Here is a 26,938-nt window from a genome sequence, read left to right on the forward strand (position 1 = left end):
ATGCGGATCGCGTTAGGCGTTCAGTACGACGGGGCTGCGTTTTGCGGCTGGCAATCGCAGCCGCACGGAAATACGGTGCAGAACGAAATCGAGCGCGCGCTCGCGGAATTCACGCAGACGCCGGTTCAGACGGTGGTCGCCGGACGAACGGACACAGGCGTCCACGGCATCGGGCAAGTGGTGCATTTCGACACCGAACTCGACCGCGCGGATTTCTCATGGGTGCGCGGCACGAACGCCTTCCTGCCCACTTCCGTGGCAGTGCAGTGGGCGAAAGCGATGCCGGACGACTTTCACGCTCGTTTTGCCGCGTTCGAGCGCACGTATTTTTACGTTCTTTACGTCAATCCGGTACGTTCACCCATGTTGGCGAAACGCGCGGGCTGGGTGCACACGCCATTGGATGTCTCGGCCATGCGCAATTCCACCGCGTGCCTTATCGGCGAGCACGATTTTTCGTCGTTTCGCGCGGCCGATTGCCAGTCGAAGACGCCGGTCAAGCACCTCTATCAGATCGACGTGCGCGAGCAGGGCGATTTCGTTCACTTTCGGTTTCGGGCGAATGCGTTCCTGCATCACATGGTGCGCAATTTGATGGGATGCTTTGTGGCAATCGGGCGCGGCCGGCATCCCGCTTCGTGGATGGCCGAGGTGCTCGAAGCACGCGACCGCCGCGCCGCCGCGCCGACATTCATGCCGGACGGGCTTTATCTCGCGGAAGTCGGTTATCCCGAGCGCTTCGCGGTTCCGCCGCCGCATATCGCAAGCATGCCCTGGAGCGCAGTTTGGAGCGGTCAGTCATGAACAACCGAGATTTACATCGGACGAGAATCAAGTTGTGCGGCCTTTCCACGGCCGAGCACGTGCAGCACGCCGTCGGGCTGGGTGCCGACGCCGTGGGGTTCGTCTTTTATCCGCCGAGCCCGCGCTCGCTGACGGTGTCGGAAGCGGTCGAACTCTCGCGCCACGTGCCGCCGCTGGTGGCGGCGGTCGGCCTGTTCGTCAACGCGACGCCTGAATGGATTCGCGAGGTGACGTCGAATGTGCCGCTCTCGCTGCTGCAGTTTCACGGCGACGAAACGCCCGAGCAATGCGCCGAATTGGCCGCGATTGCGGGTTTGCCCTGGTGGCGCGCCGTGCGTGTTGGGCCTGATGCGGCTGCAAGCGATTTGGTAGAATCGTCGCTTCACTATGCGGCGGCGAGCGGTATTTTGCTCGACGCACTCGTCGAGGGCTTCGGCGGCGGCGGAAAGGTATTCGATTGGTCACTTATTCCAACAGATCTCGGGCATCGGGCCGTTTTGAGTGGTGGGTTGAACGCGCAAAACGTCAGTGACGCCATCCGGCGCGTGCGCCCGTTCGCGGTCGATGTCTCCAGCGGCATCGAAGTGCCGGGCGCGAAGGGCGTGAAAGATCCCGCCCGAATGGCCGCGTTCGTGCGCGCAGTGCGCGAAGCGGACGCCGGCTGATACCGACCGCGAGCCTGCCACGGCTCGCCACCGAGAGAGTGACGCAATGTACAACTTGCCTGATGAAAGAGGCCACTTCGGCCAATATGGCGGCGTGTTCGTCTCCGAAACGCTCATCCATGCGCTCGACGAACTGCGCCGCGCCTACGACGCGGCCCGCCAGGACCCGGCGTTCCAGGCCGAATACGACTACGAACTGAAGCATTACGTCGGCCGTCCTTCCCCGATTTATCACGCGAAACGCTGGAGCGAGATGCTCGGCGGCGCGCAGCTTTATCTGAAGCGCGAAGACCTGAATCACACGGGCGCGCACAAGGTCAACAACGTGATCGGGCAGGCGCTGCTCGCGCGCAAGATGGGCAAGCCGCGCGTGATCGCGGAAACCGGCGCGGGCCAGCACGGCGTGGCGACAGCGACCATCGCGGCGCGCTTCGGCATGGAGTGTGTCGTCTACATGGGCGCCGAGGACGTGAAGCGACAGGCGGCGAATGTCTATCGCATGAAATTGCTGGGCGCGACCGTCGTGCCGGTGGAATCCGGCTCGCGCACGCTGAAGGACGCGCTCAACGAGGCCATGCGCGACTGGGTGACGAACGTGGAAAACACGTTTTACATCATCGGCACCGTGGCGGGGCCGCATCCTTATCCGATGATGGTGCGCGACTTCCAGCGCGTGATCGGCGACGAATGCCGCGTGCAGATGCCCGAGATGACGGGCCGTCAGCCGGATGCGGTGATTGCGTGCGTCGGCGGCGGGTCGAACGCGATGGGCATCTTTTATCCGTTTATCGAAGACGAAGCCGTTCGTTTGATCGGCGTCGAGGCGGCGGGCGACGGTATCGATACGGGCCGTCACGCGGCTTCGCTGATGGGCGGAAGCCCCGGCGTGCTGCACGGCAATCGCACGTATCTGCTGCAGGACGACAACGGCCAGATCATCGAGACGCACTCGGTGTCGGCGGGCCTCGACTATCCGGGCGTCGGGCCGGAGCACGCGTGGCTGAAGGACGCGGGCCGCGCCGAGTACGTCGGCATCACCGACGATGAGGCGCTGAAGGCGTTCCACGATTGCTGTCGGATCGAAGGCATCATTCCGGCGCTGGAGTCCAGTCACGCGCTGGCGTACGGGGCGAAGCTCGCGAAGACGCTGCCGCGCGACAAGGTGCTGCTCGTCAACCTCTCGGGCCGCGGCGACAAGGACATGCACACGGTCGCCGAGCGATCGGGCATCCAGTTCTAAGCCGCAGATGCGCACCGTTATCGACGAACCGATGTCCGCCGGCGCGCTGCAAGGCGCCGGCATCGACATTTGGAACCGCGACTTTCTCGCCGATGCCGCCTCCATTCCCGATGCGTCGATCGATCTGATCGTCGCGGACCCGCCGTATGGGCTCGGCAAGGACTACGGAAACGACTCGGACATGCTGTCCGGCGAGGCCTTTCTTGCGTGGACGTACCGCTGGCTGGACATTGCGATACCGAAGCTCAAAAAAAGCGGGTCGATGTACATCTTCTGCACCTGGCAATATTCGCCCGAACTGTTCGTGTTCCTGAAGCGCCGGATGATGATGGTCAACGAAATCGTCTGGGACCGGCGCGTGCCGAGCATGGGCGGAACGACGCGAAAATTCACCTCGGTGCACGACAACATCGGTTATTTCGCGGTATCGAAGGATTACTACTTCGACCTCGATCCGGTGCGCATTCCCTACGACGCAGCGACGAAAAAGGCGCGCTCGCGCAAGATTTTCGAAGGCAGCAAGTGGCTCGAGATGGGCTACAACCCGAAGGACGTCTGGTCCGTGTCGCGGCTGCACCGGCAGCACGCGGAGCGGGTCGATCATCCGACGCAAAAGCCGCTGGAAATCGTCGAGCGCATGGTGTTGGCGAGTTGTCCGCCGGGCGGCCGCGTCCTCGATCCGTTCATGGGCAGCGGCACGACCGCCGTCGCGTGCGCGCGCCACGGCCGGCTTTTCACGGGCTTCGAAATCAACGCGGACTATTGCGCTATCGCGGAAAGCCGCCTCGCAAAGCTGGACGCGCCGCTGACCGCCGAAACCGAGACGGCCGAATAACGCGCGAGCCGCAGCTTCGTCGCTGATCGCGTCGAATGATCGACGCCAACGAATACGCTTAAGAGAATTCTCATGTCCCGTATCAAGAACACTTTCGCGACGCTTGCCGCGCAAGGCCGCAAAGGGCTGATTCCCTTCATCACGGCGGGCGATCCGAACCCCGAGCAAACCGTCGAATTCATGCACGCGCTCGCCAAGGGCGGCGCCGACGTCATCGAGCTGGGTGTGCCGTTTTCCGATCCGATGGCCGATGGCCCCGTCATCCAGCGTTCGTCGGAGCGCGCGCTGGCGCGCGGCGTCACGCTCAAGCGCGTGCTGGCCGATGTGGCGCGCTTTCGCGAAACCGACGCCGACACGCCCGTCGTGCTGATGGGCTACGCCAATCCCATCGAGCGCATGGGCGCCGACGCGTTCGCGCAAGCCGCGAAGCAAGCGGGGGTGGACGGCGTGCTCGTCGTCGACTATCCGCCCGAGGAAGCCAGCGATTTCGGCGCGACGATGCGCGCGGCCGGCATCGATCCGATCTTCCTGCTCGCGCCGACATCGACCGATGAGCGCGTGGCGGCGGTCGGCAAGATCGCGAGCGGCTACGTGTACTACGTGTCGCTCAAGGGCGTGACGGGCGCGGCAAATCTGGACGTTTCCAGCATCGCGAGTAAAATCCCGGCCATCAAGTCGCAGGTGCCGCTGCCGGTCGGCGTCGGTTTCGGCATTCGCGACGCAGAGACGGCCCGCGCCGTCGCGGAAGTCGCGGACGCGGTCGTTATCGGAAGCCGGCTCGTGCAGTTGCTCGAAGAGGCGCCGCCGGACACGGCCGCCGCGTCGCTCACGAGCTTCATCGCGGAAATTCGCGCGGCGCTCGATTCCGCCAAATAACATGTGCCGCCGCGGCCGTCATCGACGGTGCGCGGCGATGCCCCGATCAGTCAAGGAACAACGATGAGCTGGCTCGACAAACTGCTGCCGCCCAAGATCAAGCAAACCGATCCCAAGAACCGCAAGGGTATCCCGGAAGGGCTCTGGGTGAAGTGTCCGTCGTGCGAGGCGGTGCTCTACCGCAACGACGTCGAGGCGAATCTGCATGTTTGCCCGAAATGCAGCCACCATATGCGCATCGGCGCGCGCGAGCGGCTCGACCGCCTGCTCGATCCGGAAGGCCGCTATGAAATCGGCCAGGAAATCGTGCCGGTCGACGCGCTCAAGTTCAAGGACAGCCGGAAGTATCCGGACCGCCTGAAAGAGGCGATGGAAGACACCGACGAAACCGACGCGATGGTCGTCATGGGCGGCGCGATCCATACGCTGCCGTGCGTGGTCGCGTGCTTCGAGTTCTCGTTCATGGGCGGCTCGATGGGCTCGGTGGTCGGTGAACGCTTCGCCCGCGGCGCGCGCAACGCGCTGGAGCAAAACGTGCCCTTCATCTGCTTCACGGCGTCGGGCGGCGCGCGCATGCAGGAAAGCCTGCTTTCGCTGATGCAGATGGCGAAAACCACGGCCATGCTGACCAAGCTCGCCGACGCAAAGCTGCCGTTCATCTCCGTGCTCACCGACCCGACGATGGGCGGCGTATCGGCGAGCTTCGCATTCTTGGGCGACGTCGTGATCGCCGAGCCGAAGGCGCTGATCGGCTTCGCCGGCCCGCGCGTGATCGAGCAGACGGTGCGCGAGAAGCTGCCTGAAGGCTTCCAGCGCGCGGAATTCCTGATGCAGAAGGGCGCGATCGACATGATCGTGGATCGCCGCAAGATGCGCGAAGAAATCGCGCAGCTGATGGCGCTGATGACGCGACAGCCGGCCGATTCGGTGGCTTGACGCCGCTTTGTGCCCGCGCCGCGCCGCGCGTGAACCGCGAGGTTCCGCGCGGCGTTTTTGCTTCTCCGCATACCGAACATGAACACATTCCCAACTCTCGACGCGTGGCTCGCCCATCTGGAAGCGGCGCATCCGGTCGGTATCGACATGGGCCTCGCGCGCATCGGCCGCGTCAAGGAGGCGCTCGGCCTGCGCTTCGATTGCCCGGTAATCACCGTCGGCGGCACGAACGGCAAGGGCTCGACGTGCGCGATCCTCGAAGCGATCCTCCTGCGCGCGGGCTATCGCGTGGGCTGCCATACGTCGCCGCACTTGCTGTCGTTCAACGAGCGCGCGCGCATCGACGGTGAAGACGCGACCGACGCCGAACTGCTCGAACACTTCGAAGCCGTTGAGAAGGCGCGCGCCAGCCTGCCCGATCCTGTTTCGCTGACGTATTTCGAATTCACCACGCTCGCCATCCTGCATCTGTTCGCGTCGCGCGGGCTTGATGCCGTGATCCTCGAAGTGGGGCTGGGCGGGCGGCTGGACGCGGTGAATATCGTCGATACGGATTGCGCCGTGGTGACGAGCATCGACCTCGACCATACGGACTATCTCGGCGACACGCGGGAAAAAATCGGCTTCGAGAAGGCGGGCATCTTCCGTTCGGGCAAGCCGGCCGTGTGCGGCGATCCTTCGCCGCCGCAAACGTTGATCGACCATGCCGCCGCTGTGGGCGCGGACTTGTGGCTCGTCGGCCGCGATTTTCGCTACGAAGCGCAGCCGGGCAACGAACGCCAGCAGTGGAGCTACATCGGCCGCACGCAGCGGCGCGCGGCGCTCGCCTATCCGGCGCTGCGCGGGGCGAATCAGCTCATCAACACGTCGGCGGCGCTCGCCGCGCTCGAGGCGCTGCGCGACCGGCTGCCGGTGTCCGCGCAGGACATTCGTCTGGGGCTCGCGAACGTGGAACTGCCGGGGCGCTTCCAGGTGCTGCCGGGCAAGCCGCAGATCATTCTCGACGTTGCGCACAATCCGCACGCCGCAGCCGTGCTCGCGCAAAACCTCGGCAACATGGGCTATTTTCCTTACACCTACGCGGTTTTCGGCGCGATGGGCGACAAGGACATCGAAGGCATCGTGAAGCAGCTCGCGGGCGAAATCGACCACTGGAACGTGACCGCGCTGCCGACGCCGCGTGCCGCCGCGCCCGACCGTCTTGAAGCCGTCCTGCGCGATGCCGGTGTCAACGACGGCCCCGACAGCAGCGTTGCACGATTCGAGACCCCCGCCGACGCATTTCGAGATGCGTTAAGCCGGGCGTCCGAAAATGATAGAATCGTGGTTTTCGGTAGTTTCTATACGGTGGCTGGCGTCATGGCCTACCGCAAATCGCAGCATCACTGAGACGGCTGGCCGTCTGAAGCTTCTCGCACCAAGCCATACATGGGACTTTTCTCGTTCGGCAAGAAAGACGACGCCCGCGCCGCGAGCGACGCATACCCCGATTCCCCGCGCGGTTCGCGTCATACCGTGCGCACGGAGCGCCGCACCCGCCGCACCGAACGTCCTGATGCCGACGCCATGATGCTCGACCCGACGCTTCCCGAGAAGCAGCGCGCGCGCCGCAGGCTTGTCGGGGCTATCGCGCTGGTGCTGGCGGCGGTCATCGTCTTGCCGATGGTGCTGGATTCGCGCCCGAAGCCCGTCGCCGACGACATTTCCATCGATATTCCGAACCGCGCTGCGCCCGCCGCGAAGCCATCGCGCGAGGCGAACGACGCCGACACGCAGGCAGGCGTTGCGCATGAGACGCCGGCTGCTGCCGACAGTACTGTCGCCGCGGGCGTGACGCAGCCGTCGCCGCCGGCCTCCGCGTCCGCCGCCGTCGCACAGACGAAGCCGGAAGCGAAGGCTGAAAGCAAGCCGGCACCCATTGCCAAGCAAGCCGCCAAGCCGCAGGCTCAACCGGCCCCGGAAACGGACAGCACGGCAAGCCCGGCAACTCCAGCATCGAGCGCGGCGAACACGCCTTCGTCCCCGGCCGGCAGCCGTTTCGTGCTTCAGATCGGCACCTTCGACGACGACACGGCAGCGCAGAACTGGGTCAACAAGTTGAAAGCCGCGGGCGTGCCCGCATATCTCGAACATCGTCAGCAGTCGGATGGTTCATCGCGCGCGCTGTTGCGTGCGGGTCCGTTCCCGGATCGCGCGTCGGCGTCTGCCGCGCTCGTGAAGGTGCGGCAGGCAGGGCTCGCCGGCGGCAAGCGGTCGGCGTCGAACTAAGCGTCGATGCCGATGTTCACGAGCTTCGACTACGCCGTGATGGCCGTGATCGGCCTGTCTGCCTTGCGCGGCATGTGGCGCGGCCTGCTCGCCGAAGCCTTCGGGCTGGTCGGCTGGGTCGCCGCCATTTTGATCGCGGGACGCTTCGTGAGCGTGGTGGTGCCGTACATTCCGGCAAGCTGGCCGGGCGGCGCGCTGACGCAATGGCTCGTCGCGTTCCTGCTGGTGGTCGGCGCGGTGCTGTTGCTGTCGAGCGTGCTGTCGGCGCTGCTCACGCGCATTACGGAAGTGACCGGCCTGCGCGGCGTGGATCGCTCGCTGGGCCTGCTGTTCGGCCTCGTCCGAGGCGCTATATTGGTGGTGATTCTGGTCGCGCTCGCAGGTCTGACCGAATTGCCGCAGAAGGATTTTTGGCGTCACGCGCTGCTGCGGTCCATGGCCGAGCAAGGCGTGCGCGAACTGAGACCGCTTCTCCCCGATACGCTCGCCGCGTATGTGCACGTCGCACCGCAATCAGGCGACACGGCGCCAAGCGCCGCACAATAGACGAACGGCAGGCTACACGAGGAACGCGCGACGGCCACTTGCGCCGCCGAACGCGCCCGCTCGCGGGACTCGTTCGACCTGGCGCGACGCCGGCACGCCTCTCTACCGTTTCGACTCTTTGAAGGACCATGCCATGTGCGGCATCGTAGGTGTAGTTTCCCAAAGCCCCGTCAATCAGCTCATCTATGACAGCCTGCTGCTCTTGCAGCATCGCGGACAGGATGCGGCGGGAATCGCCACGGCGAACGGCAACAACTTCCACATGCACAAAGCCAACGGCATGGTGCGCGACGTGTTCCGCACGCGCAACATGCGCAGCCTGCCGGGCAACGTCGGCATCGGGCAAGTGCGCTATCCGACGGCGGGTTCGGCGTCGAACGAGGAAGAAGCGCAGCCGTTCTACGTCAACGCGCCGTTCGGCATCATCCTCGCGCACAACGGCAATCTGACGAACTGGATGCAGTTGAAGGACGAGATGTTCCGGATCGATCGCCGGCACATCAACACCGCGTCCGACACCGAAGTGCTGCTCAACGTCTTCGCGCACGAACTGCAACTCGCGAGTTCGGGCCTCGAACTCGACGAAGCCGCGCTGTGGAAGGCGGTCGCCGGCGTGCATCGCCGGGTGAAGGGATCGTATGCAATCGTCTCGCTGATCGCGGGCTACGGCCTCGTCGCTTTCCGCGATCCGTTCGGCATTCGCCCGCTCGTGCTCGGCAAGCTGGAAACGTCGACGGGCGTCGAGTGGATGGTCGCGTCGGAATCGGTGGCGATCGAAGGCATCGGCTTCGAATTCGTGCGCGACATCGAGCCGGGCGAAGCCATTTTCATCGACGCCGACGGCAATCTGCACAGTCACCAATGCGCCGAAAAGCCGGTGCTCAATCCCTGCATTTTCGAGCTCGTGTATCTCGCGCGCCCGGATTCGTGCCTCGACGGCGTGCCGGTCTACAACGCGCGTCTGCGCATGGGCGACTATCTCGCCGAGAAGATCAAGCGCGTGCTGCCGGACGTGCCGATCGACGTCGTGATGCCGATTCCCGATTCGTCGCGCCCCGCCGCGATGCAGGTGGCGGCGAAGCTCGGCGTCGAATATCGCGAAGGCTTCTTCAAGAACCGTTACGTGGGCCGCACGTTCATCATGCCGGGCCAGGCGGTGCGCAAGAAGTCGGTGCGCCAGAAGCTCAATGCGATGGGCATCGAGTTCAAGGGCAAGAACGTGCTGATCGTCGACGATTCCATCGTGCGCGGCACGACATCGCATGAAATCGTGCAGATGGCCCGCGATGCTGGCGCGAACAAGGTGATCTTCGCGTCCGCCGCGCCGCCGGTGAAGTTCCCCAACGTCTACGGCATCGACATGCCGACGCGTGGCGAACTCGTCGCGCACGGCCGCAGCGACGACGAAGTGGCGCGCATGATCGGTGCGGACTATCTGGTGTATCAGGACGTCGAGGACCTGAAGAACGCGGTGCGCGACATCAATCCCGCGCTGAAGGAATTCGAGGCATCGTGCTTCGACGGCAACTACATCACCGGCGACGTCACCACGGACTATCTCGACCGCATCGAAACCGCGCGTCTCGCGCCGCAAGAGCAGACGGACCGCGACATCGCCGGCGAGGCGCTCGAGGGCGGTCCCGCGCGTTCGCAACTGCATTTGCAACTGTCGGTGGAATAAGCCTTCGCGTGTGGCTCGCAGAAGCCCGCTCGGTCGATGAGACCAGCGGGCTTTTTCACGTCTGTTGCTCGGGCGGCGTCTTGAAGGCGCCGTTGCGCCACTGGCCCGGCGCTATGCCGAAGCGCTTCGAGAAAGCGTGCGTGAACGCGCTTTGATCCGCGAAGCCGACTTCGAGCGCGACATGCGTGAGCGACGCGCGTGGGTCAGCGAGCAAGGTCAGCGCTGTGTCGAGGCGCAAGCGATGCAGATAGCGATGCGGCGTCTCGCCGAACGCTTCGCTGAACAGCTGGTGGAAGCGCCGCATGCCGAAGCCGCAATGCGCGGCGAGGTCGGCAATGCGCAGCGGCTCGCAAAGATGCGCGCGCAGCCATCGGTCGATGCGCGTGAAGTCGAGGCCACGCAATTCCGCGTTCAGCGACGCGCTTGCATCCGCCATCAACGCGCCGCACAGATGCGTCGCGGTTTGCCAGGCCATACGCGAGGGTAGGGCGCTACCGTCGCCATCGAGGCGCAGCGCGACATTCGCGACGAGTTGCGTGAGAGACGGATCGAGATCGACGGTGCGCGCGCGTTCGAAGAAACGTGCAGGCACCGCGACCGATGAAGCGGGAAGGTCGAGCACGAGCTGGCGGTTCACGCCTTCGGCCCAATACTCGTGACGCGCGCCGGCCGGGATGATCCACGCGCGATGACGGTCGATATGCGATTCGTCGCCATCCACCGCCATGCCCATGGCGCCATCGAAACCGAGCACGATCTGGTGAAAGTCATGCTCGTCCGAGGCCTGCACCGCTTCATAGCGGCGCAGGGAAACGCTCGGGCGATGGACCGGCGCGTTCATGCCGCGATGCTCAGACGTCGAGCAGTTCCACTTCGAACACGAGCGTGGCGTTCGGCGGAATCACGCCGCCCGCGCCGCGCGCGCCGTAGCCGAGTTGCGGCGGAATGGTGAGGCGGCGGACACCGCCGACCTTCATGCCTTGCACGCCTTCGTCCCAGCCCTTGATGACCATGCCGCCGCCGAGCACGAAGGCGAAAGGATCGTTGCGGTCCTTGCTGGAGTCGAACTTCTGGCCGTCGGTCAGCCAGCCGGTGTAATGCACGCTGACCGTCTTGCCCGCGACGGCTTCGGCGCCTTCGCCGACGGTGACGTCTTCATACTTGAGACCGGAATCGGTCGTGACTGTCGACATTCTTTGCTCCTGGTTGCACGGCTCTACGCCGATGGTCGAAACCACCATTGTAGAGCGTGGCAACGAAGCGAGTCATGCGATCACGTGTGGCGGCCGCGCGGATTCATGCGGCTGCCGATGCGGGCCGGCTTGGCGCGCATCGGCGAACCGAGCCGCGTGCCGACGCCGGGACTCACGCTGACGCCGAACTCCGGGCTGATGTACGAAGGCTCCATGCCGCGGTCCGGCATGACGTCGCGCGCATCGCGCTTTGCGAGCTTCAGTGCGCGCACGCGGACGTAGGCCATCGCAATGAACGTCCACGGCGCGAGATACGCGAACTCGGGCACGGAGACCATCATCATGGTCCAGGTCGCCACGCAGCACTGGCGCAGCGCCATGCCGCGCGCGTCCCAGTCGAGCTTGAAAGCAGGGTAGAGCATGAGCACGCTGACGCCGACGAGACCGATCACGCCCGTATTGACGAGCAGTGTCGAAAAGAGGTCGGTGGAGCGGATATAACCGAAGCCGATGCCGAAGAGCTGATTCAACGGCGAAGCATGCACCCACAAGCGCAACGATTCGAAGAACAGCATGGCGCGGTCGGAGCCGGACTCGTTCTTTCCTTCGAGCTTGTCCATCACCATCTGCTGGAACAGGTCGGCAATGTAGTCCTGCAAGACGAACGCGACCACCGCGAGCAGAAAGACACCGATAAGCGCCTTGATCGGATTGATGCCGAGCTTGCGCATACGGATGAGCGCGAAGACCGCATAGCCGATCAGCACCGTCGACGACGTACTCATGATGAGCGACAGCCCGATGATCCACACCGGCCAGCGCAAACGTGCCGTCGCGTTGAAGTAGATCCAGAACGGGAAGATGGACATGGCGTACATCGACGGTTCGCCGGTCAGCGCCTTCAGACGCTGTATCGACATGCCGCCCGCGCTCACGGTCTGGAACGAACTGCCGTTCACGGTGCCGTCCGAGCGCACGATGCCTCGGCCGAACTGGTCGCCGAACGCGCGGTTCGAGATGAAATCGCCGGGCGAGCCCGTCAGCACGTAGAACACCACTTCATAGATGCCGTAGAGGGCGAACAGCGTCACCGCCGCGAAGATCCACTGGTCCCATGTCGGGCGGTAGTAGTAGTACACATAAGCCGCATACAGCACGACCGCCGCCACGTAGATGGACTGCGTGAACATGCTCTTGCGCAGGATGAACGTGAGCGGGTCCTTGTCGTCGACGAGCGCGATCTTGCTGAAGTCGGGATCGAACGGTGCCAGCACGTCCGCGAATTGCGTCGTGCACAGCATCAGCAGCCACACGAAGATGGCCGCGCCGATGAAGTGCATCCAGTTCTTGCGCGAACGGCCGCCGAAGAACAGCACGAGCGGCACGGAAAGGAAGCACATGAGATAGCCGATCGTCGTGCCCTGAATGGAAGGCATCACGAGGAACGACGTGACCGGCATCGCGAAAGCCCAGATGCGGTAATACTTGTCGAGCAGCGTTGCTTTGTCTTTCATCGTAGAGAGTGTGGCTGCGTCTTTTGTTTTGCTTGCCGTTGCCCGAGAAGGCCGTGCCGCTGAAACGCAACGCCGCGTGACGGGCACGCGGCGTTTCGCTCAAGCAATGTTGCCTTGCTTCGAGACGTCCATCAGTTCGCCGACTTGAAGCTGCTCGTGTAGGCCGCCGCGTAGCCATACGTGCGGCGGTTGCTGCGGCGCTTCGGAATCGCGTTGAACACCGAGCCGACCAGACGTCCGCCCGCGCGATGCACCTTCTTGACCGTCTCTTCGATCTCTTCTTCGCTCTGAATGCCCGAGCGCAACACGAGAACCGTCGAACCTGCGTCGCTTGCAACGATGGCCGCGTCGGTGACGGCGAGGAACGGCGGGGTATCGATGATGACGAGATCGTACTGGTCGCTCAGACGCGCGAGCATGTCGCGGAAGCCCGGCATCATCAGCAGTTCGGACGGGTTCTCCGGATAGCTGCCGCACGACATGAACGAAAGCCCCGGCACGCCGACCTGACGAATCGCTTCGGCCGTGCCCACTTGCCCCTTCAGCACTTCCGACAGACCGCCCGGATTCGATTGCTTGAAGAACGATGCGATATGGCCGCGGCGCAAATCGCCGTCGATCAGAAGCACGCGCAGGCCGATTTCGGCGAGCAGCACCGACAGATTCGCCGCGACGAAGCTCTTGCCCGCCGAGGGAATGGGACCGGTCAGCATCACGATGTTGTTCGGCGCGTTCACGAGATCGCGATACAGCTCCGTGCGCACGGCGCGCAGTGCTTCCACTGCCGGATCATGCGGATAGCGCGTGGCGAGCACGAATGCGTCGCGGTCGGTATCGCCGAGATTCGGCATCGTGATGTCATCGTGCGCTTCGCGCTTGACGTGCGGCAGTGCCTTCGGCGCGCTGCCAGCTTGCGTGCCCGAAGACCCAAGCGCGTGACCGACCGGCGAAACCGAGATTTCATGGTCGAGCAACTGCTGCTGACGGCTGAACAACACTTCGCCGAGCACCGGCACCGACAGGCGACGTTCGACGAACATCGGATCGGTCACGCCGATCATCGCGTGGCGGCGCAGGAAGATGAAGAAAGTGCCTACGAAGAAGCCCAGCGCCGTGCCCGCGACGATCACGAGCGGCTTGTTCGGCTTCACCGGACGATGCGGACGCAGCGCGTTATCGACGATATGCGCACCGCCGCTCGTGCTCGCGCGACGAATCGACAGCTCTTCGGCCTTGTTCATCATGCCGAGATAGACCGTTTCCGCGACGCGCGCATCACGCGTCAGTTCGGCGCTTTCGCGTTCCGAAGCGGGCATGCTGTCGAAGCGCGACTGAATCTGCTTGTTGGTCTGCTCGTATTGCGAGATCTGCTGGTCAAGATTGCGAACTTGCGGGCTGTCCGGCGTGAAGCGCTGCAACGCTTGCGTGCGCTGCAGTTGCAGCATCGCGAGTTGCTGCATCGAGGTGATGCTGCCTTGCAGGTACGCCTGCGCTTCGTTGATCGGCTGCACCGACTGCGACTTCGCGCGGAAGGCACTTAGGCGGCCCTCGGCGTCCTTCAGGTCGCGTTCGAGGCGCGGCAACTCCGAGCGGATGAATTCGAGCGTCTTCGTGTCGTTGGCCTGGCGGCTCGCGACCGCTGCCGCGAGATAAGCCTGCCCCAATGCGTTGGCGACATCGGCGGTCTGATCGGGATCGTCGCCGTTGTACGAGATCTGCACGATGCCCGTGTCTTTCGTGGACTCGGCGACCTTGATCGACTTCAGCAGCAAGTCGATTGCATCCAGCGTGTTGTAGCGCGTCACCGCGAAGTGCACGCCCGGATGACCGACCACGCCATCGACCAGCATCGACACCCCATGCGCCGATGCCGGACGGCCGATCGTGCCGCGCAACAGGACGTTGCCGTCCGGGTCTTCCAGTTGGTATTGGTTGTTGTCGAGCAAAGTGAAGTCGAGCTTCGCGTCTTCCAGCGACGGCGGAACGTCGAGGCGCGTGATGCGGAGATCTTCGCCGCCCCATGCATACGAGTTCATGCCGAACCAAGCGGGCGCGAGGTGGCCGTGCTTGGCGAACATACCCGCGATCGCGCCGAGCACCGGCATCGTATGCGGCTTGACCTTGATATCGAAATGGAACTGGTTGACGACGGGTTCGAGCACGGAGCGGCTCTTCATGACCGAGATTTCAGCCGGCGCCAGTTGGGTCACGGACACTTGCTCCTGCGAGCCCTGCATCTGGTTCTGCGGCGCGATGCCGAGCGCGTTCGGATCCGGCGGATCGACACGCACGACGACGTCGGCCGAATAAATCGGTTCCGCGAGGAACGCATAGGCTGTGGCGAGCGCGGCGGCTGCAGCGATGAACATCAGCAACATGCCGATGTGATCGCGCAGCAGCTTGATCATGTCGCCCGCTGTGAATTTATTGTCGTCCTTGCCAGGACGCGAAGATCCGGAGTTGACGTATAGCGTGTTCAAAGGCGGCATCCTCTGTTCGAATGTTGAGCGTGGTCTTCCGGGCCAGACAAAAACGCAAAGCCCGCGCGGTTGGCCGCGTACGTCGTTCGTGTGTTGTGTCCGGCGTGGCCGGGAGAATCAAGGCTTCAGGCGGTGTGGCTCGTCGAGTTGCGCCCGAACGAGAGGAGCGCGAATCGGCGAGGCGCTCTATCGATCTGCAACGGCAGGGGTGTTCGCCCCACGCTGCGTGTGCGAATCGACACCATACGCCCGAAAATATTTAGCGTCAGACTAATCTTCCAGTCCCGCAGTGCTTCCGTCTGTTAAGTAGCGAACGAAATACAAGGCGAATCGAGCGGAAGGCGCTTGCGCGCTGAGCAATTGAGGCGATAATTACTGATTCGCCCTACGCGTCGTTTTTCATACCTAACGTTCTTTCCGTTCGTCGGTAACTTTTGTTACGGCATCGGATTCGCTTTGATGAAGTCGCGCACGACGTTGAAGCGCGGCTTGCGCGTCTGGCCGTCGTCGTGAATCACGCCGTAATTCCCGTCGCCGCCGAAGCGTTCATCGTCGTAAAGCTCATACAGCGTGACGTTTTGAATGTCGTAGGTTCTCGCTGCCTTGACGAAGCCTGCCAGCGCGTCCTTGCCGGTCAGGTAGCCGCCCGGGTCCGCATGGTTCGGGCGCACGCCGAATTCTGTGATCCAGATGGGCTTGCCGTAGCTATCGCGCAGGCGTTCGAGCACATTCACTTTCTGCGGCCCTGCGGCCGTGATCGAGCCCATGTTCGAATACCAGTGCCACGCAGTGATGTCCCAGCGCGGAATGGGATGGCCCTTGGTGCCGTCAGGCTGAGTGCCGGCAAAGAGCATGTCCGTGAAGCCGTAATGCAGCCATCCGAAGGACGTCAGCAGAATCTTCGCGTCCGGATTCGCTTCGCGTATGCCTTTGATGAGACCGAGTATCGACCCGCGCGCTTTCATGAACCTCGCATTGTCGTAGTCCGACGGATGTTCACCGCTGCGATCGGAACCGAGAATGGTCCAGTTGTCGTACTCGTTGCCGACCTGATAGTAAGTGACGAGGCCTTTCAGCACGCGGCCCGCCGTCTTGCCGAGCGCATAGCCCCGCTCGAAAGTTTCTTGTTCGTTCGCGCGCTTTTGCGGCTCGAACGGAGTCACGAGCGCAAGCACGCCAATGCACGATTTCGCGGCCCGGCGCGCGAAGTCGGCCACCAGATGCGCGCTGTCCTCACTCGATACGTCCTGCGCGTACATCGTGACGCCGAGGTCGCGCAATTGCGAAATCTGCAGGTCGAAGTCGGTCGTGCGATACGCGCCGCGATGTTCGAGATGGCCGACGACGCCATAGAACACGCCGTTCGTGCGGTCGCCGCATTGCATTTTCGGCGCTTCCGATGGTGCGGACTGCACCGAAGCGGTTCGCGCCTGCACCATCGTCGAGCCGCACAGCAGCGCGCCGACAAACGATATCGCCACCCACAGCCTTCGCTTCAACATTCATTCCTCACGAGAAGTTCGGTCAGCCCGGAACATCGGAGTGCTGCGGCGATGCCGGATCGAATGCCCCGCGGCACGGCATGGCGGGCATCATCACGTTTTGCGCTTGAGCGTCGAACGCTTCGCGCGAGAAGCGTCGGCGGAAGCTGCTGGCGAGCGCGGTCATCGGCACATCCCGCGCGGCGAAAATGCGTTCGACGAAGGCGTCGTGGTCGCCGGGAGGGAAGAGCAGCGTATTCGGCAAGTACGAATCGAGGCCCGAAATGCGCGATACGACGATAGGCCGCTCCGCGAGCACTGCTTCGATCATCACGAGCGGCACGCCTTCGAAGGCCGACGGCAACACGAGCGTATCGCTCGCGACAATGTAGGGCAGCACGTCGTTCTTCGGCCCAACGATGCGCACGCAGGCCGACAACACCGGACTCGCATCCACGATCTCCGCCAGGCGCGCCGCATCCGGTCCTTCGCCGACGATCAGCACGACCGTATGCCTGAACGCGTCCGCGTGTCGCTCGATCGCTTCCATCAGGAAGTCCTGCCGCTTCTGCTTGAAGTTGATGCGGCCGATGTGCGCGATGATCGTCGTCCCATCGTCGGGCAAGCCGAGCGCCGTGCGCGCTGCGGACTTGGTCAGCATCGTACGGCTGAAGCGGTCGTCGACGTAGTTCTCCAGGATCATCGTGCGCGCCTGAGGCGCGAATGCGCGCAGCTTTCCGCGCAGATGTTCGTTAAGCGTGACGAATTCATCCGGCATGCGGTACAGCACGCGTTTGACGAGCCATTTGATCTTCTCGCTCACGCCCGCATTCTCGGGCGCTTCATCGACGAGCGGTAGATAGCTCAGCGTCGGCACGCGCGCATAACGCGCGGCAAGCAGGCCTGCAATGCCGGACGCGATGGTGCCTTGCGCGATCAGCAGCTTCGAAAGATGCAGCGTGCGCAGCGTGGCCGCCGTCGAGCGAATGGCGCGCAGCAGCGCGAAGAGATCGCCGCGAATCGATTCCGCCGTATACGCGAGGCCGATGGTGCGAACCTTCGAATGCTGGCGGCTCAGATCGCTGACATAGCGGAAAAGGGCTGCATTGCTCTTCGGCACGAGAATGTGGAGCGTGCCTACGTTACCGCTCGAAATCAGTGCGAGCATGAAACGCTTGAGCATCTCCTCGTGCCCACCGTTGATGCCCGAATCGCAATAGATTCCAACGTTCACTGTGTTTCCCCTGTCGCACGCGTGCGCGCGCGTCATCGTCTGCTTATCGTCTGTTTATGAACTGCATCAGCATTCGCGCACTTTCGGTCCAGCGGTAACGCTCTGCATGAGCCAGTCCCCGGCTTCTGAGTTCGTCGCTCAGTCGCGGCGAGTCCAGCAGTTCACGCAGTTTCGCGGCGATGTCTTCGACCGAGAAGGGATCGCAGTAGATGGACGCATCGCCGCAGGTTTCAGGCAGCGCGGCCGCGCGCCCGACGAGCGTGGGGCATCCATTGCGCATGGCTTCCAGCGGCGGAATGCCGAAGCCTTCATAAATCGAAGGGTAGAGAAAGCAGGCTGCATGCTGATAGAGCGCCTTGAGCTTTTCATCGCTCACGTAGCCCGCCTGCTTGATGTTAGGTGCGCTCGACAGATCCTGCGCCTTGCCGAAGATCGTCGCATTCTTCATGCCGACAATCACGAGGTCGATGGAAGGATCGTTCAGTCGCATGAACGCTTCGACGAGACGCTTGAAGTTCTTCGTCGGATTCATGCTGCTGACAGCGAGAACGTAACGGTTCGGCGTGAGCTTCAGGTCGCCGATGACCGACGTATCCGGCACGATGTGATCCAGATGGTCCGCCGCGAGCGGCACCACGCCGATACGCTGCGGATCGACGCCGACATGATGTGCAAGACGGTCGCGCGAGAACTCGGAGTTCGTCATGACGCAGCTCGAGGTGCGCGCGAGTATCCAGAACATCACGCGATACCACATGCGGAACTTCCACGAGAAATGCGCGGGCGTATCGAATACCGCTGCATCGTGCATGTAGATGATCTGGTTCGGCCGGAAGATCGAGCCCGAGTTGCTGAGATTGACGATGCGCGAACGTCCCGCGAAAAGCGGCAGGACGATCTGCTCCCAGAACACGCCCTTGCCGAAGCCGAGTTCGACAGTCGGCACGCCGTCCACCGGTACGAGGCCGGGTTGCGGCGGCACGGCGAGCGTCACATGCGACCCCTCGGGCAGCTTCATCAACGCAGCGACGAGTTCGCGGGCGACGCGCTGCACGCCGGTGGTTTTCTGGCTCGTGAAGCGGCCGTTGTAGACGAGCTTGTTTGGAGCGAAGGAGGTATCCATGTCTTACGCGTCAGAACTGTGAATCGGAGCTTGTTTCGTACGAGGCGACGTCATTCGTACCGAGCGGTTCTCGCGAAGGTCTGTCCGAGCCGAATTCATACATCGAAAGCCATTGGCGAAAGATCGTTTCCATGGAAAAGCGCTTGTATGCGGATGCTCGCGCGACGGCGCCCATGCGCGCGCGCAATTCGCCGTCGTCGCGCAGGCGCACGATGTAGCCTTCCATCTCTTCGGCAGTCTTCGCGACGAAGCCCGTCACGCCGTGCTGCACGACATCGCGATTGCCGACCACGTCGGTGACGACGGCCGGAATGCCGGCCACCTGCGCTTCGATCAGCGCGATGGGCATGCCTTCCCAGCGCGACGTCTGCACGTAGATGTCCAGCTCCGATGTCAGTTCGAGCGCGCGCTCACGCGTCACCCAGCCGCTGCATGTCACCGCGCCGCTCGACTGACCCGGCAGCTCTTCGACGTTGCCGCCGATCCACAGAAACTTAACCGATGGCGCGTGCAAGTCTGTGGCGAGCTTCACAAAGGCTTCATGATTCTTCTGGTACGAAGCGCGGCCGCTCATGCCGATGACGAGCTCGCCGCTCGTCTTCTCGATGCGAGGCGGAATCTCGGCCACGTTCACGCCGTTCTCGATCATCCGTGCGTCGGGCGGCTTGACCTTCGTTTCGATCTCGCGCAACTCGCTCGTTGAACACGCGACGATGGTCCCGCCCATGCGGGCCGCGATCCGCTCGAAGGTGAGATACGCAAACTGCTTGGCAGGCGAAACATCGCGACGCAGAAAGGAGAGTCCGTGCGGCGAGTAAAACACGCGCGCTTCGGGCGCGGCGATGCGCGCGGCGACGCGCCCGAGCACGCCAGCCTTCGATGAATGCAGATGCACGACCGACGGATCGCATTCGCGCAGCGCGCGTGAGAGGTCGCGGACGCCGACAAAGTCGTTCTTCGGATGCACTTCGCGGCACATGCTGACGTGCCTGAGTCTTACTGCGGGGTGAAATAGCTTGTCGAAATTCTCTGGGGTTTCCTGGCGGATGGAATGAAGGATCGTTACGCCGACTCCTGCGGCCGCTGCGCGATTCGAAAGCTGGGTGAGCATCGAGAGAACCCCGCCTCCGAACGCTTCTGTTATATGGACGATCTCTTTCATATATGACTCTTCGAATAGCGTATTACCGTGCGCCCCGCGGTAATCGCATTGGAGAAGAACAGCGGTCTTGTCGTTATCAATGGTCGGTAACCCACATATCGCCATGTCGAGCATGCTCTGACGTCAAGGGCGCATCCACGTTCAAAGGAAAACACAAAAAACGAGATTCGGCGCGCGGCATCGCTAACCGAGTGTGGTTTCGACCACTCGGTCCGCGTGCACCTTGCATGCGATCGAACTCATCGCCTCCTCGTGCGTCTTGCGCGTTATTTCCTCAACATCGGCGAACGCGTGATCCCCGCCGGAACTGCACTGTTCGTCCGCACAGGCGAGCCCGGTAAAGCGCCAACTCACTTCTTTCCGGTGGACAAGGCAGGACCATCAGCGCGCACAGTCACGCGACCGATGGCTTGGGTGTGCCTAAGTATCCGTACCGGACGTAAAGCCCATCTGTCATTGATTCATGGCCTTACCGGCTTGTCGACGTGCACGCTGACAAGCGCGGGCATGTCTTGCATTCCCGCGTTCGGCCATTCCAGGCGGACTTTACTGATGAGGGTGAAGTCAATTGACTTCGGGTTCTGTCTTGATGTCGGACATGGTCCGTTGCGCGAAGGCGATTTCGCATACGTCCAGCAGGATACGGAGATCCTTGACCGGCACCGCAGCGGATTGCATACGCAGGTTTTCAGCGCGCTCAACGAGTCTTTGCACGCGCTCGAACGATAGGTCGTCTGGTTTCATGCCGCCGCTCACAATAAGGATTGATACCTAGTACCATAAGCCCCGAAATGTCTTCCGTCCGTGCGCTATCCCACATACACCGGTGCAACTTTCGGAGTAGCGGGCGAGCGCGCCGCCATAGCCTGACAGGGCGACATGCACGTTTGGCATGTCACCGTGAAATTTTTATAGCAGGACAGATGACGCAAGGTCGGGGTGCGAAGGAAAACCGGGGCGATCAGACTGAACAGCCCACGCATAGATGCAGGAAACGGGCCAGGGCTTCAACCTGCGCCCCCCGGCGTCATGGGGCGCTTGAGCAAAGGCACGCCTTCGAGATGCAGCGTGAAGGCCATGGCCGCCGCTATCGCCGTTTCAACGATGAGGACCGTCGCTGCCGCGCCCTGTTCGCCGAAGAGCACGGCAAGCACTGCAAGCAGGCTGAAGTTCAAAATTGCGGAGCCGATCAGTACGCGGCTGAAGTGTGACTTCATGCCGAGCGGAAGCATGGTCTGAACGCCGAAGAGATCGGTCAGTCCGGACATCAGCGGTACGAACGCCATCCAGCGCAGCACGTCGACCGTCGGTCCGAACTGCGGGCCGTACAGCAGCTTCACGGCGAGCGGGGCGCCGAAGAAGATGCCGACGGAGATGAGCGAAACGATGGTGCCTTGCACGACGAACATCTTGCGCAAGAAGGCAAAGGCATCCTCGCGTGCATGGTGCATCAGGAAGCTCACGCGCGGATAAGCCGCTGTCTTGAGCGGTCGAAGCATGTTCAGCGCCGCACGTATCAGCTTGTCGGCTGCTGCGAAGTAACCGCCTGCCACGTTGCCCGAGATGAACGTCAAGAGCACGATGTTGCTCGACGCATAGATGTCCACGAGCGATGTCGCCATGAAGACGCTCCATCCGTCCTTGAGCCGATCGATGACCGTCTTGAGCGACACATGAACGAAGTCGATATCGCGTCGAAAGTACAGGTAAATGCAAATGGCGATACCCGAGCCGAGCGGCACGAGCGTGTTCACGAGCATGGCGTTGTTCACGTCGTCGTGATGGCGCACGAAGAGATACATCGCGGGAATGCTGAGCGCCCGGCCGACGAACACGAGCGCGCTGATCACGCCAAGGTCTTCGACGCCCTGAAAGTACCACGTGGGAATGAGCATGGAGCCGATTGCCATGCCGAAGCCCACGAGCAGCAGCTGGCGATTCTCGGCAAGCGTCGGCACGACGAACGTCAGCACGAGAAGCACGAGAAAGCCCAAAGCGGACAGCGCTATCTGCGCATACATGGTCTCCCAGAAGATCTGGGAACGCATCGCACGGTTATCGCGATTGATGGATATCTTGGGTGTTGCAGTCAGTGAGAAGCTGAAGTTGGTCAGGGTGATGAAATAGGCCGTGAAAGCCATTGCGAACGAAAGCCGCCCATACTCGCTCGGACCCAGAACGCGTGCGAGCCACGGCAGCGTCAGGAGCGGTGCGAGGTAAGTCGATACCTGCAACGTCATCAGAATCGTGAAGTTCTTTCGAAAAGATGCCATTGAGCGATTTTTCCCGGCTTGAGTGCTGCGCTGATTTCGATGACGCAAAAAATGCTGACTCACACATGACTAACCATGTTCGCCCTTTTGGCGAGCCATTGCCAGACAACGCATCGGACGAATAGTTTCGTCGGATGCGTGATTTGCAACGGCAGGACGCTAGGCCAAAGAGGGTGAAGCACCCGCGTCTTGGCCTGACAGCGAGTGAGCGAAGGGTCATGCACGAGGTGACGATGCAACGCCATGACGGCTGCGCGTCCGTATCGCACGATCAAGCACGAGTATGACGCGGACACACGTAACGCGTATTTAACAGGAAAAAAAAAGAATTGTTCAGTGGGTTTCCACACGAACGAGTCGGCGCACGTGTGCATGCGCGGCGCGGGAGCGCAACGCATCGAATAATGACAGCTAGACGACCTGACTTACGCGACTGCGTTGTCGAGATGGTCGTGCACGCGAGCGCTCGCTTCGTCGACCAGCACGTCATCGCGCGCGATGCAACGCGGTGGCAAGCCGATGAACTTGCGCACGACATTGCGCGTGATCTGATCGACGACAGGGCGGCTTTCGGCGTTCATGTCCATGAGCACGCGCGGCCAGTCGGTCGTGCCGCCGTTGAATACGAGTCCTCGCGCAAGGCCACCATCACTGTCCGGTTGGAAGACGCCCATCGCACCGGCGCCGCCCACGTCCCAGCCTTCGAGCTTCACCGTATCGCCGAGCGTCACGAAGCCGTTCGGCGCGTGCGGTACGCCGTCGACTTCGTAGCCGACGAGCCGGTCCTCGGCGCCGAACGTTTGTCCGTCACGCAGTCCCGTGCCCGCGAACACCCAGTGATCCGCTTGACGCACCGTATAGCCGATCGCTTCGCGCTCGCGTCTGATCCAACCGCCGCGCAGGCGCTTCCACACGCCATACTTGCCGCCGCCGTAGCCATAGCTGAGACCAATGAGATCCGACTCATCGTGTCCAGGCCATTGCTCGCCGAGACGATCCATGATGGCGTAGTGGCCGTCGCGCGAAGCATCGCCGAAATCGACTGGACGGAAGCACGTATTGCCGCTGAAGATCGCGAGGTTGCCGCCTTGCGCGATGAAGCGCGCGACACGCGTGCGCATCTCCTTGGACCAGTATTCGTGGTGCCCCACGCTCAACATGCAGCGATAGTCTTCCAGCTTTAGATCCGTACCGCGATGCAGATCATGGTCCGTGTAGAAGTCGCATGCGATGCCTTCGTCACGCAGCCAGCGAATGAACTTGGCGTCCCAATGCGTGAACTGTTGACGCGGCGAGCGCGGATCATAAGGATCGGTCGGCTCGCCGAGTTGCGCGCCGAGTCCGCCGCCGGGACGCAAGAGGCTCACGCGCGTTTGCGGCTGCGTGCGATGAATGGGATCGCCGTAATAGCATCCGCCGCCCATCGAGTTGTAGGCGTGGTACGTGTTGATCGGCACGATATACGCAATGTCGGCCGAGGGCTTGCGCGGCCTCGCAATGACGAGCGCCATGCTGTCGCTGTCGGGTGGCCCCGCGAAGATGGGCTTGTGTGCAGCGGCGCGGCGCCCGAGGTCGGTGAGCGGTTCACCATTCGCATCGACTTCATAGGCGATAGCCGCATACGCGCCGCTTTCGAGCGTCGCCGTGTTCGGCCTGATCGTGATCACAGGCCATTGCCAGTCTTCGTCGAAGCGCATGGAACGCGCCTTTCCCGGCGAGTGAAACACGACCCGGCCGTTCTTTACTTCGGCACGCACGCTGCCGCCCGACTTGACGGCCACTGCCCCGACGCTCTCCATATTCTCGCCGCTACGCTGCTGATAAAGGGCGATGCGAAAACGCGAACCCGGCTGTACCGCGAGTTCGAACCAGTCACCTGCGGTGAACCCCGGTTTTGGCGGATAGATTTGCATGCGTGCGCTCGGTCGTTATTGTCATTGATGCGCGGCCGAATTGCCGGCCAGATCGCTCGTGGCCAGCACACGCGGCTTGGCGGCCGGCGGGCGCAGTTCCATGCCGAGCGCGCGCTTCACCATGCGCTTGGTCTGGAACCATCGCCGGTCAGCGACGATGCCCTTATGGAAGCGCAAGTCTCTCGGCGTGTCCGTGCGGTGCGCAGCAAAGGACCGATAGCGCACGGCAGTGGCCTCGACGATGCGCATCGCTTCGTCGAAGGCCTGCGCATCGACGCGTGCCGCCTGAAAGCACGCATAGGCGAAGACCTTCTGAAACATGGCGAGCCAGAACGGGTCATGCGGGCCGCCATTGCAGCGCGCGAGCGTTTCCTCCGCGCAGGTCGCGAGGCTCGTCACCGTGTACGGCGTCGCCTTCGTCGTGATGCTGCCCGCGCGCCGGCGATAGAAATAGAGTTCATCCGACAGACGATGCAAACGCTTCGCGCGCGCATAGACGAGCGGAATCGCGGACGCGTCTTCATAAACGCGGCCCGCCGGAAAGCGGATGCCGTCCCACAGTTCGCGTCTGTACACGCGCGCCGCCGGAAAGACTTGATACACGCGCGCAAAATCGAGCAGCGCGTAAAGATCGCAGTAACGCGGGCCCACGGTCGCGGGATCGATCAATCGCACGTGGTCGATCACCTTGCCGCCCGCATTGATGATCCCGACGTTGAACTCGATGATGTCGGCCGTCGTGTTGTCGAGCAACGGCATGATCTTCGCGGTGAAATCCGCGGACCATACGTCGTCCGCGTCGAGAAAGCCGATATACGGCGACGACGCTTGTTCAATGGCGCGGTTGCGCGCCGCCGACACGCCCCGGTTTTCCTGATGAATGACGTGGATATGCGCGCCGCGCTGCGTGCGCTGCACGGCGCGAATGCGTTCGAGCGTGCGGTCGGTCGAACCGTCGTCGATCACGATGATTTCCAGCTCGTCGGAGCGCGGCTGAGAAAGCGCCGATTCGAGCGAGTCGGCGATGTAGTGTTCGACGTTGTACGCCGGGATGATGACCGACAGCAAGGTCGGCGCGTCGCTGCGGGCGCGTGTCATAGGCTCGTGTCACCGGTTGAGGTTTTTTGAGTTGATTACCGTGGCCGAGAGCGGCGTTGTCAGACCGGTGTCCGTGCGACACCCCGTCCATGGCTCATGAAGCCATGAGGACGACCGTTCCGTGCGCTATCTTGGGAACGCAGCATATAGCTTTCTGTAAGGCGCCAACGTTCGACGACGCACGCATGCCGCACGAGCATTCGCAAACCGCGCAGTGCGCGCCGGCGGCCACGCACGGGGCTTGCTCAGGCGGAACGGACGGCGTCAATCCGGGCGAATACAGCGCGGGTCATTTCGCAGGGCGAGGGCGTTCGGCGCTCACCTATAATGGGCTGACGAAACGCGACACGACAGGCCAGACAAATGGCCCGCACGGCTTGCATCGCTCTCGGCGCCTAATGGGCGACCGGAACGCAATCGCTTCGGCGTCATCAACTGCAACATCGATACATGCAAGGACCAACAACCGTGACCACGTCTTTCTCAAGTACGGTCGAACGCGGAGGCGCCCAGTCCGGCGATCCGGTCGTCGCAGGAAATGACGGCGTGCTGGTGCTCGATGCGGCGCTGCGCTGCATCTCGGCCGACGCCACTTTCGTCCATCTCTTCGACATGGACGCCGCGGCCCTCGTCAATCGCCCGCTCGCCGACACGCCGCTGCCGAAGCCGCTTATTGCCGCGCTCGGCGAGGCCGTGGACGCCGCGCTCGCCGGCAACGGCATACGCCGCGCGCAGGTCGCTTTCGACGACGACAACGCCGCGCGCAGCTTCGCCATTCTTGCGCTGCCCTCGGCGGACACCGTGACGCTCGTCGTTTCGCCATGCGCGAACGGGTCCGGCGAGGTGTCTGCTGGCCGCATCGCGCATTTGCGGGCGGAAGCCGCGCTCTTCATGCGCGATCACGTGCTGTCCATCGTCTCGCACGACCTGCGCGGCCCGCTCAACGCCATTCATAGCTGGGGCTACGTGCTCGAACGCAAGGTGGATGCGAAAGATCCGGCCGCTCAACGCGCGTTGACGGGCATCCGCTCGGGCGTCGAGCAGCAGGTCAAGCTGATCGAGCAATCCGTCGATACCACGCGCGCCGAAACGCGAGCCGTCGCGCTGTCGCTCGCGCCTGCCGCCGTGCGTCCGCTGCTCGAAAAAAGCGTGGCGCTTGCGCGTGGGAGCATCGCGCAATCTCGCGGCATCACGTTTGCGGTGGAATCGCCATTGGCTGAAGAGCAGGTCGAAGGCGATGCCGAGCGTCTCACGCAAATGCTCTGGCTGATGCTCGTGTTCGCCGCCGAAGCCAGCGCGCGCGACGCGACCGTGCAGGTGTCGAGCGTCGTCGAAGGCGGCATGTGGCGCACGGATGTGCGCTTCACGACATCGGCGCAGGCGCTCACCGATGCGTCGTCGCCGCACGCGCTCGAAGCATTCGCGCGCAGGCAGTCGCTCGAGCCGCGCGAAGCCGGACGCATCGCGTGGGGACTCGCGTTGTGCAAGCGCGTCGCCGAGGCGCACGGCGGGGGCTTCGAACAGGCGAATATCGTCGATGGCCAGGAAGCCGTGCTATCGGCGCGGATCGCGGTCGCGGGAATGTGATTTGACTTTCGATTGCCTGTCGCCCATAT

At 62.9% G+C, this 26,938-nt stretch carries 23 protein-coding genes; 11 read left to right on the forward strand and 12 right to left on the reverse strand.

Annotated features, from left to right (window positions below; all coding sequences use genetic code 11):
• From truA to purF, 10 genes are all read left to right on the forward strand, one after another.
• A complete protein-coding gene (gene truA / locus P9239_RS04570; protein ID WP_309749293.1) occupies window positions 1-804 on the forward strand; it encodes a tRNA pseudouridine(38-40) synthase TruA in 804 nt (267 codons plus the stop codon).
• Window positions 801-1,469, forward strand: coding sequence for a phosphoribosylanthranilate isomerase (locus P9239_RS04575; protein ID WP_309749294.1), 669 nt, complete (start codon window positions 801-803; stop codon window positions 1,467-1,469). The genes truA and P9239_RS04575 overlap by 4 nt, the downstream gene beginning before the upstream one ends.
• 46 nt (window positions 1,470-1,515) lie before the next feature.
• Window positions 1,516-2,709: a tryptophan synthase subunit beta gene (trpB, locus tag P9239_RS04580; RefSeq protein WP_309749295.1), complete on the forward strand. Its 1,194-nt coding sequence runs from the start codon at window positions 1,516-1,518 to the stop codon at window positions 2,707-2,709.
• Between the two features lie 7 nt (window positions 2,710-2,716).
• Complete coding sequence (locus tag P9239_RS04585; RefSeq protein WP_309749296.1) at window positions 2,717-3,544, forward strand: site-specific DNA-methyltransferase; 828 nt, start codon at window positions 2,717-2,719, stop codon at window positions 3,542-3,544.
• 72 nt (window positions 3,545-3,616) lie between these two features.
• Window positions 3,617-4,420, forward strand: a complete 804-nt coding sequence (gene trpA, locus P9239_RS04590) for a tryptophan synthase subunit alpha (RefSeq protein WP_248322954.1) — start codon at window positions 3,617-3,619, stop codon at window positions 4,418-4,420.
• A 63-nt stretch (window positions 4,421-4,483) separates the two neighbouring features.
• On the forward strand, window positions 4,484-5,356 hold the full coding sequence (gene accD / locus P9239_RS04595) for an acetyl-CoA carboxylase, carboxyltransferase subunit beta (RefSeq protein WP_309749297.1): 873 nt from the start codon (window positions 4,484-4,486) through the stop codon (window positions 5,354-5,356).
• A 78-nt stretch (window positions 5,357-5,434) separates the two neighbouring features.
• Window positions 5,435-6,745 carry a bifunctional tetrahydrofolate synthase/dihydrofolate synthase gene (folC, locus tag P9239_RS04600; RefSeq protein WP_309749298.1) on the forward strand — a complete coding sequence of 437 codons (1,311 nt, stop codon included), beginning with the start codon at window positions 5,435-5,437 and terminating at the stop codon, window positions 6,743-6,745.
• 39 nt (window positions 6,746-6,784) lie between these two features.
• Window positions 6,785-7,624 (forward strand): SPOR domain-containing protein, encoded by an 840-nt coding sequence (locus P9239_RS04605; RefSeq protein WP_309749299.1) that lies wholly within the window; start codon window positions 6,785-6,787, stop codon window positions 7,622-7,624.
• A gap of 12 nt (window positions 7,625-7,636) precedes the next feature.
• Window positions 7,637-8,170: a CvpA family protein gene (locus tag P9239_RS04610; RefSeq protein ID WP_309749624.1), complete on the forward strand. Its 534-nt coding sequence runs from the start codon at window positions 7,637-7,639 to the stop codon at window positions 8,168-8,170.
• A 133-nt stretch (window positions 8,171-8,303) separates the two neighbouring features.
• On the forward strand, window positions 8,304-9,851 hold the full coding sequence (gene purF, locus P9239_RS04615) for an amidophosphoribosyltransferase (protein ID WP_309749300.1): 1,548 nt from the start codon (window positions 8,304-8,306) through the stop codon (window positions 9,849-9,851).
• Between the two features lie 55 nt (window positions 9,852-9,906).
• Here purF and P9239_RS04620 read toward each other — a convergent pair whose 3' ends face one another.
• The 12 genes from P9239_RS04620 to P9239_RS04675 form a co-directional block, all read right to left on the reverse strand.
• Window positions 9,907-10,692 carry an AraC family transcriptional regulator gene (locus tag P9239_RS04620; protein ID WP_309749301.1) on the reverse strand — a complete coding sequence of 262 codons (786 nt, stop codon included), beginning with the start codon at window positions 10,690-10,692 and terminating at the stop codon, window positions 9,907-9,909.
• A gap of 10 nt (window positions 10,693-10,702) precedes the next feature.
• Window positions 10,703-11,044, reverse strand: coding sequence for an FKBP-type peptidyl-prolyl cis-trans isomerase (locus P9239_RS04625; protein ID WP_040049973.1), 342 nt, complete (start codon window positions 11,042-11,044; stop codon window positions 10,703-10,705).
• 80 nt (window positions 11,045-11,124) lie between these two features.
• The gene (locus P9239_RS04630; protein WP_309749302.1) at window positions 11,125-12,558 is read right to left on the reverse strand and encodes a hypothetical protein; all 1,434 of its coding nucleotides are present in this window, start codon (window positions 12,556-12,558) and stop codon (window positions 11,125-11,127) included.
• 131 nt (window positions 12,559-12,689) lie between these two features.
• On the reverse strand, window positions 12,690-15,047 hold the full coding sequence (locus P9239_RS04635) for a polysaccharide biosynthesis tyrosine autokinase (protein ID WP_404989708.1): 2,358 nt from the start codon (window positions 15,045-15,047) through the stop codon (window positions 12,690-12,692).
• Between the two features lie 428 nt (window positions 15,048-15,475).
• The gene (locus P9239_RS04640; protein WP_309749304.1) at window positions 15,476-16,540 is read right to left on the reverse strand and encodes a glycosyl hydrolase; all 1,065 of its coding nucleotides are present in this window, start codon (window positions 16,538-16,540) and stop codon (window positions 15,476-15,478) included.
• A 22-nt stretch (window positions 16,541-16,562) separates the two neighbouring features.
• Window positions 16,563-17,753: a glycosyltransferase gene (locus tag P9239_RS04645; protein WP_309749305.1), complete on the reverse strand. Its 1,191-nt coding sequence runs from the start codon at window positions 17,751-17,753 to the stop codon at window positions 16,563-16,565.
• 43 nt (window positions 17,754-17,796) lie between these two features.
• Window positions 17,797-18,876, reverse strand: a complete 1,080-nt coding sequence (locus tag P9239_RS04650) for a glycosyltransferase family 1 protein (RefSeq protein ID WP_309749306.1) — start codon at window positions 18,874-18,876, stop codon at window positions 17,797-17,799.
• Window positions 18,877-18,886: 10 nt separating this feature from the next.
• Entirely contained in the window at window positions 18,887-20,038 is a 1,152-nt protein-coding gene (locus tag P9239_RS04655; protein ID WP_309749307.1) for a glycosyltransferase, read from the reverse strand.
• Between the two features lie 564 nt (window positions 20,039-20,602).
• Window positions 20,603-20,782 (reverse strand): hypothetical protein, encoded by a 180-nt coding sequence (locus tag P9239_RS04660; protein ID WP_250500218.1) that lies wholly within the window; start codon window positions 20,780-20,782, stop codon window positions 20,603-20,605.
• Between the two features lie 263 nt (window positions 20,783-21,045).
• Window positions 21,046-22,311: a flippase gene (locus P9239_RS04665; protein ID WP_309749308.1), complete on the reverse strand. Its 1,266-nt coding sequence runs from the start codon at window positions 22,309-22,311 to the stop codon at window positions 21,046-21,048.
• Between the two features lie 425 nt (window positions 22,312-22,736).
• A complete protein-coding gene (locus P9239_RS04670) occupies window positions 22,737-24,224 on the reverse strand; it encodes a N,N-dimethylformamidase beta subunit family domain-containing protein (RefSeq protein WP_309749309.1) in 1,488 nt (495 codons plus the stop codon).
• Between the two features lie 21 nt (window positions 24,225-24,245).
• Window positions 24,246-25,322, reverse strand: a complete 1,077-nt coding sequence (locus P9239_RS04675) for a glycosyltransferase family 2 protein (protein ID WP_309749310.1) — start codon at window positions 25,320-25,322, stop codon at window positions 24,246-24,248.
• A 468-nt stretch (window positions 25,323-25,790) separates the two neighbouring features.
• Between P9239_RS04675 and P9239_RS04680 the strand changes: the two genes are divergently transcribed.
• Window positions 25,791-26,909 carry a HAMP domain-containing sensor histidine kinase gene (locus P9239_RS04680; protein ID WP_309749311.1) on the forward strand — a complete coding sequence of 373 codons (1,119 nt, stop codon included), beginning with the start codon at window positions 25,791-25,793 and terminating at the stop codon, window positions 26,907-26,909.
• Window positions 26,910-26,938 lie beyond the last annotated feature (29 nt).

Origin of the sequence: Caballeronia sp. LZ062, from assembly GCF_031450785.1 — a bacterium.
Classification (GTDB): domain Bacteria; phylum Pseudomonadota; class Gammaproteobacteria; order Burkholderiales; family Burkholderiaceae; genus Caballeronia.

What these genes read in the sequence shown, in the direction of transcription:
- trpA (WP_248322954.1), top strand. Translation starts at nt 3,617, where the DNA reads ATGTCCCGTATCAAGAACACTTTCGCGACGCTTGCCGCGCAAGGCCGC.
- P9239_RS04655 (WP_309749307.1), bottom strand. Translation starts at nt 20,038, where the DNA reads ATGAAAGAGATCGTCCATATAACAGAAGCGTTCGGAGGCGGGGTTCTC.
- P9239_RS04630 (WP_309749302.1), bottom strand. Translation starts at nt 12,558, where the DNA reads ATGAAAGACAAAGCAACGCTGCTCGACAAGTATTACCGCATCTGGGCT.
- P9239_RS04675 (WP_309749310.1), bottom strand. Translation starts at nt 25,322, where the DNA reads ATGACACGCGCCCGCAGCGACGCGCCGACCTTGCTGTCGGTCATCATC.
- purF (WP_309749300.1), top strand. Translation starts at nt 8,304, where the DNA reads ATGTGCGGCATCGTAGGTGTAGTTTCCCAAAGCCCCGTCAATCAGCTC.
- accD (WP_309749297.1), top strand. Translation starts at nt 4,484, where the DNA reads ATGAGCTGGCTCGACAAACTGCTGCCGCCCAAGATCAAGCAAACCGAT.
- P9239_RS04575 (WP_309749294.1), top strand. Translation starts at nt 801, where the DNA reads ATGAACAACCGAGATTTACATCGGACGAGAATCAAGTTGTGCGGCCTT.
- P9239_RS04585 (WP_309749296.1), top strand. Translation starts at nt 2,717, where the DNA reads ATGCGCACCGTTATCGACGAACCGATGTCCGCCGGCGCGCTGCAAGGC.
- P9239_RS04635 (WP_404989708.1), bottom strand. Translation starts at nt 15,047, where the DNA reads ATGCCGCCTTTGAACACGCTATACGTCAACTCCGGATCTTCGCGTCCT.
- P9239_RS04665 (WP_309749308.1), bottom strand. Translation starts at nt 22,311, where the DNA reads ATGGCATCTTTTCGAAAGAACTTCACGATTCTGATGACGTTGCAGGTA.
- P9239_RS04620 (WP_309749301.1), bottom strand. Translation starts at nt 10,692, where the DNA reads ATGAACGCGCCGGTCCATCGCCCGAGCGTTTCCCTGCGCCGCTATGAA.
- P9239_RS04640 (WP_309749304.1), bottom strand. Translation starts at nt 16,540, where the DNA reads ATGTTGAAGCGAAGGCTGTGGGTGGCGATATCGTTTGTCGGCGCGCTG.
- P9239_RS04670 (WP_309749309.1), bottom strand. Translation starts at nt 24,224, where the DNA reads ATGCAAATCTATCCGCCAAAACCGGGGTTCACCGCAGGTGACTGGTTC.
- folC (WP_309749298.1), top strand. Translation starts at nt 5,435, where the DNA reads ATGAACACATTCCCAACTCTCGACGCGTGGCTCGCCCATCTGGAAGCG.
- P9239_RS04605 (WP_309749299.1), top strand. Translation starts at nt 6,785, where the DNA reads ATGGGACTTTTCTCGTTCGGCAAGAAAGACGACGCCCGCGCCGCGAGC.
- P9239_RS04610 (WP_309749624.1), top strand. Translation starts at nt 7,637, where the DNA reads ATGTTCACGAGCTTCGACTACGCCGTGATGGCCGTGATCGGCCTGTCT.
- truA (WP_309749293.1), top strand. Translation starts at nt 1, where the DNA reads ATGCGGATCGCGTTAGGCGTTCAGTACGACGGGGCTGCGTTTTGCGGC.
- P9239_RS04650 (WP_309749306.1), bottom strand. Translation starts at nt 18,876, where the DNA reads ATGGATACCTCCTTCGCTCCAAACAAGCTCGTCTACAACGGCCGCTTC.
- P9239_RS04660 (WP_250500218.1), bottom strand. Translation starts at nt 20,782, where the DNA reads ATGAAACCAGACGACCTATCGTTCGAGCGCGTGCAAAGACTCGTTGAG.
- trpB (WP_309749295.1), top strand. Translation starts at nt 1,516, where the DNA reads ATGTACAACTTGCCTGATGAAAGAGGCCACTTCGGCCAATATGGCGGC.
- P9239_RS04625 (WP_040049973.1), bottom strand. Translation starts at nt 11,044, where the DNA reads ATGTCGACAGTCACGACCGATTCCGGTCTCAAGTATGAAGACGTCACC.